Annotated in this window: 2 rRNA genes; both read left to right on the top strand. The window is 52.3% G+C overall.

Going from position 1 to position 3,552, the window contains the following annotated elements:
- Positions 1–333 precede the first annotated feature (333 nt).
- A 23S ribosomal RNA gene (locus PRI8871_RS19365) occupies positions 334–3,160 on the top strand.
- A gap of 197 nt (positions 3,161–3,357) precedes the next feature.
- Positions 3,358–3,472, top strand: a 5S ribosomal RNA gene (rrf, locus tag PRI8871_RS19360).
- Positions 3,473–3,552 lie beyond the last annotated feature (80 nt).

Raw genomic sequence — 3,552 nt, 5'->3', positions numbered from 1 at the left:
CACCATTCTTCAGTCTTCGATTAGATCGATAAGAACCAGTTTGGTTTTTATCCGTCCAATCGGACGCATCATTCACATCGTTTAGAGAAAATTATCAACATTGCTTGATCCCCTGAAGTAACAGGGCGATCTCAGTTGGTTCTGCTTTCGGGCAGAAGGTTGATGGCAGGTCTAGCCGGCTTGCGATCGATATCCCATCTGAAACGAGCAATCGTTGTCCAAGTCAAGTACACTAACCAAGGCGCCGATTGCATGATCGGCGCAGCGAAGATCAATGATCTTTGCGGGAAAGTATGCTTTTGATCAGAAAGAGCTCTGTCTCTTTCTGGATCAAATCAAGCGCGAGAAGGGCGTTTGGTGGATGCCTTGGCAGTAAGAGGCGATGAAGGACGTGATACTCTGCGATAAGTCATGGGGAGCTGAGAATAGGCTTTGATCCATGAATTTCCGAATGGGGCAACCCACTTGACAGTTTGATATAATAGCCTTTCGGGGCTGCTTATATCTGGCTTAATCAAGTACTTATTACCTGAATACATAGGGTTTTAAGAGCAAACCCGGGGAACTGAAACATCTAAGTACCCGGAGGAAAGGACATCAATAGAGACTCCCCTAGTAGCGGCGAGCGAACGGGGACCAGCCGAGCCATGAGAGTGACTAGAACACGTTGGGAAGCGTGGCCATAGCGGGTGATAGCCCCGTATAGGAAGCTCGATTGGACGTATTAAGTAGGGCGGAACACGTGAAATTCTGTCTGAAGATCGGGGGACCACCCCCGAAGGCTAAGTACTCCTTACTGACCGATAGCGAACCAGTACCGTGAGGGAAAGGTGAAAAGCACCCCGACGAGGGGAGTGAAACAGTACCTGAAACCGAACGCCTACAATCAGTCGGAGGATCCTCGAGATCTGACGGCGTACCTTTTGTATAATGGGTCATCGACTTGGTCTATCTAGCAAGCTTAAGCCGATAGGTGTAGGCGCAGCGAAAGCGAGTCTTAATAGGGCGCATGAGTTAGATGGATCAGACCCGAAACCGAGTGATCTAGGCATGACCAGGATGAAGGTTAGGTAACACTAACTGGAGGTCCGAACCCACACCTGTTGAAAAAGGTCGGGATGAGTTGTGCCTAGGGGTGAAAGGCCAATCAAACTCGGAGATAGCTGGTTCTCCGCGAAATCTATTTAGGTAGAGCGTCATCCGAATACCCCGGGGGGTAGAGCACTGGATGGGTAATGGGGCCCCACAGGCTTACTGATCCTAACCAAACTCCGAATACCCGGGAGTACTAGATGGCAGACACACTGCGGATGCTAACGTCCGTAGTGGAGAGGGAAACAACCCTGACCTACAGCTAAGGCCCCTAATTCATGGCTAAGTGGGAAAGCAGGTGGGACGACCAAAACAACCAGGAGGTTGGCTTAGAAGCAGCCATCCTTTAAAGATAGCGTAACAGCTCACTGGTCTAAATAAGTTGTCCTGCGGCGAAGATGTAACGGGGCTCAAGCCATGAGCCGAAGCTTAGGATGCCGTAAGGCATGGTAGCGGAGCGTAGTGTGACATAGGTTCTATCCTCCTTAGCGTTCTTCGGAGCGCATTGGAGGATCCAGAACCTTTCGATGAAGCCGGGCTGTAAGGCATCCGGTGGAGAGATCACTAGCGAGAATGATGACATGAGTAGCGACAAAGAGTGTGAGAGACACTCTCGCCGAAAGTCCAAGGGTTCCTGCTTAAAGCTAATCTGAGCAGGGTAAGCCGGCCCCTAAGGCGAGGCCGAAAGGCGTAGTCGATGGGAACCAGGTTAATATTCCTGGGCCGTGTGGTGGTGACGGATCGTGGCGACGCATGTTCCTTATCGGATTGGAGCATGTTCAAGACGGTTCCTGGAAATAGCCCCACTTTAAGACCGTACCCTAAACCGACACAGGTGGACTGGTAGAGAATACCAAGGCGCTTGAGAGAACGATGTTGAAGGAACTCGGCAAAATACCTCCGTAAGTTCGCGAGAAGGAGGCCCGGCGTAAGAGCGTCGGGGGCACAAACCAGGGGGTGGCGACTGTTTATTAAAAACACAGGGCTCTGCGAAGTCGCAAGACGACGTATAGGGTCTGACGCCTGCCCGGTGCCTGAAGGTTAAAAGGAGGGGTGCAAGCTCTGAATTGAAGCCCAGGTAAACGGCGGCCGTAACTATAACGGTCCTAAGGTAGCGAAATTCCTTGTCGGGTAAGTTCCGACCTGCACGAATGGCGTAACGACTTCCCCGCTGTCTCCAACATCGACTCAGCGAAATTGAATTGCCTGTCAAGATGCAGGCTTCCCGCGGTTAGACGGAAAGACCCCGTGCACCTTTACTACAGCTTCGCACTGGCATCAGGCACAGTATGTGCAGGATAGGTGGTGGGCTTTGAAGCAGGAACGCCAGTTCCTGTGGAGCCTCCCTTGAGATACCACCCTTATTCTGCTTGATGTCTAACCGCGGTCCGTTATCCGGATCCGGGACCCTGCGTGGCGGGTAGTTTGACTGGGGCGGTCGCCTCCTAAAGCGTAACGGAGGCGCGCGAAGGTTGGCTCAGAGCGGTCGGAAATCGCTCGTTGAGTGCAATGGCAGAAGCCAGCCTGACTGCAAGACTGACAAGTCGAGCAGAGTCGAAAGACGGCCATAGTGATCCGGTGGTCCCAAGTGGGAGGGCCATCGCTCAACGGATAAAAGGTACGCCGGGGATAACAGGCTGATACTGCCCAAGAGTCCATATCGACGGCAGTGTTTGGCACCTCGATGTCGGCTCATCTCATCCTGGGGCTGGAGCAGGTCCCAAGGGTACGGCTGTTCGCCGTTTAAAGAGGTACGTGAGCTGGGTTTAGAACGTCGTGAGACAGTTCGGTCCCTATCTGCCGTGGGTGTAGGATACTTGAGAGGAGTTGCCCCTAGTACGAGAGGACCGGGGTGAACGATCCACTGGTGGACCAGTTGTCGTGCCAACGGCAGTGCTGGGTAGCTATGATCGGACAGGATAACCGCTGAAGGCATCTAAGCGGGAAGCCCCCCTCAAAACAAGGTATCCCTGAGAGCCGTGGAAGACCACCACGTCGATAGGCCGGAGATGTAAGTGCAGCAATGCATTCAGTTGACCGGTACTAATGGCTCGATAGGCTTGATTTGATCCAGTAAAAGACAGAGACCAAATCAAAAGCATACACAAAACACAGTGAATAAAACTCGGACAAGCGCCTGCAAATCAGTAGGGTTGATACAGCCTTCTCCTAGAATGGCGACCGTGTGGGCCGCGAATTGCTTCGCAATACGCTCACCCACCGTCAGCCTTTCTAACAAAGGGCTGCTTATTGGTCTTTACTCGGTTTGGTGGTCATAGCGTGAGCAAAACACCCGGTCCCATCCCGAACCCGGCAGTTAAGTGCCACCGCGCCAATGGTACTGCGTCTCAAGACGTGGGAGAGTAGGTCACCGCCAAACCTAGTAAAGACCAATAATAATTCTAAAACGATCACAAAAACAAACAAATCAGCCCGCGTCAGAAATGACGCGGGCTGTTT

Origin of the sequence: Pseudoprimorskyibacter insulae, from assembly GCF_900302505.1 — a bacterium.
In the GTDB taxonomy this organism is placed as follows: domain Bacteria; phylum Pseudomonadota; class Alphaproteobacteria; order Rhodobacterales; family Rhodobacteraceae; genus Pseudoprimorskyibacter; species Pseudoprimorskyibacter insulae.
The sequence above is the reverse complement of the archived record's forward strand: the minus strand, read 5'-3'. Positions and strand labels throughout refer to the sequence as shown.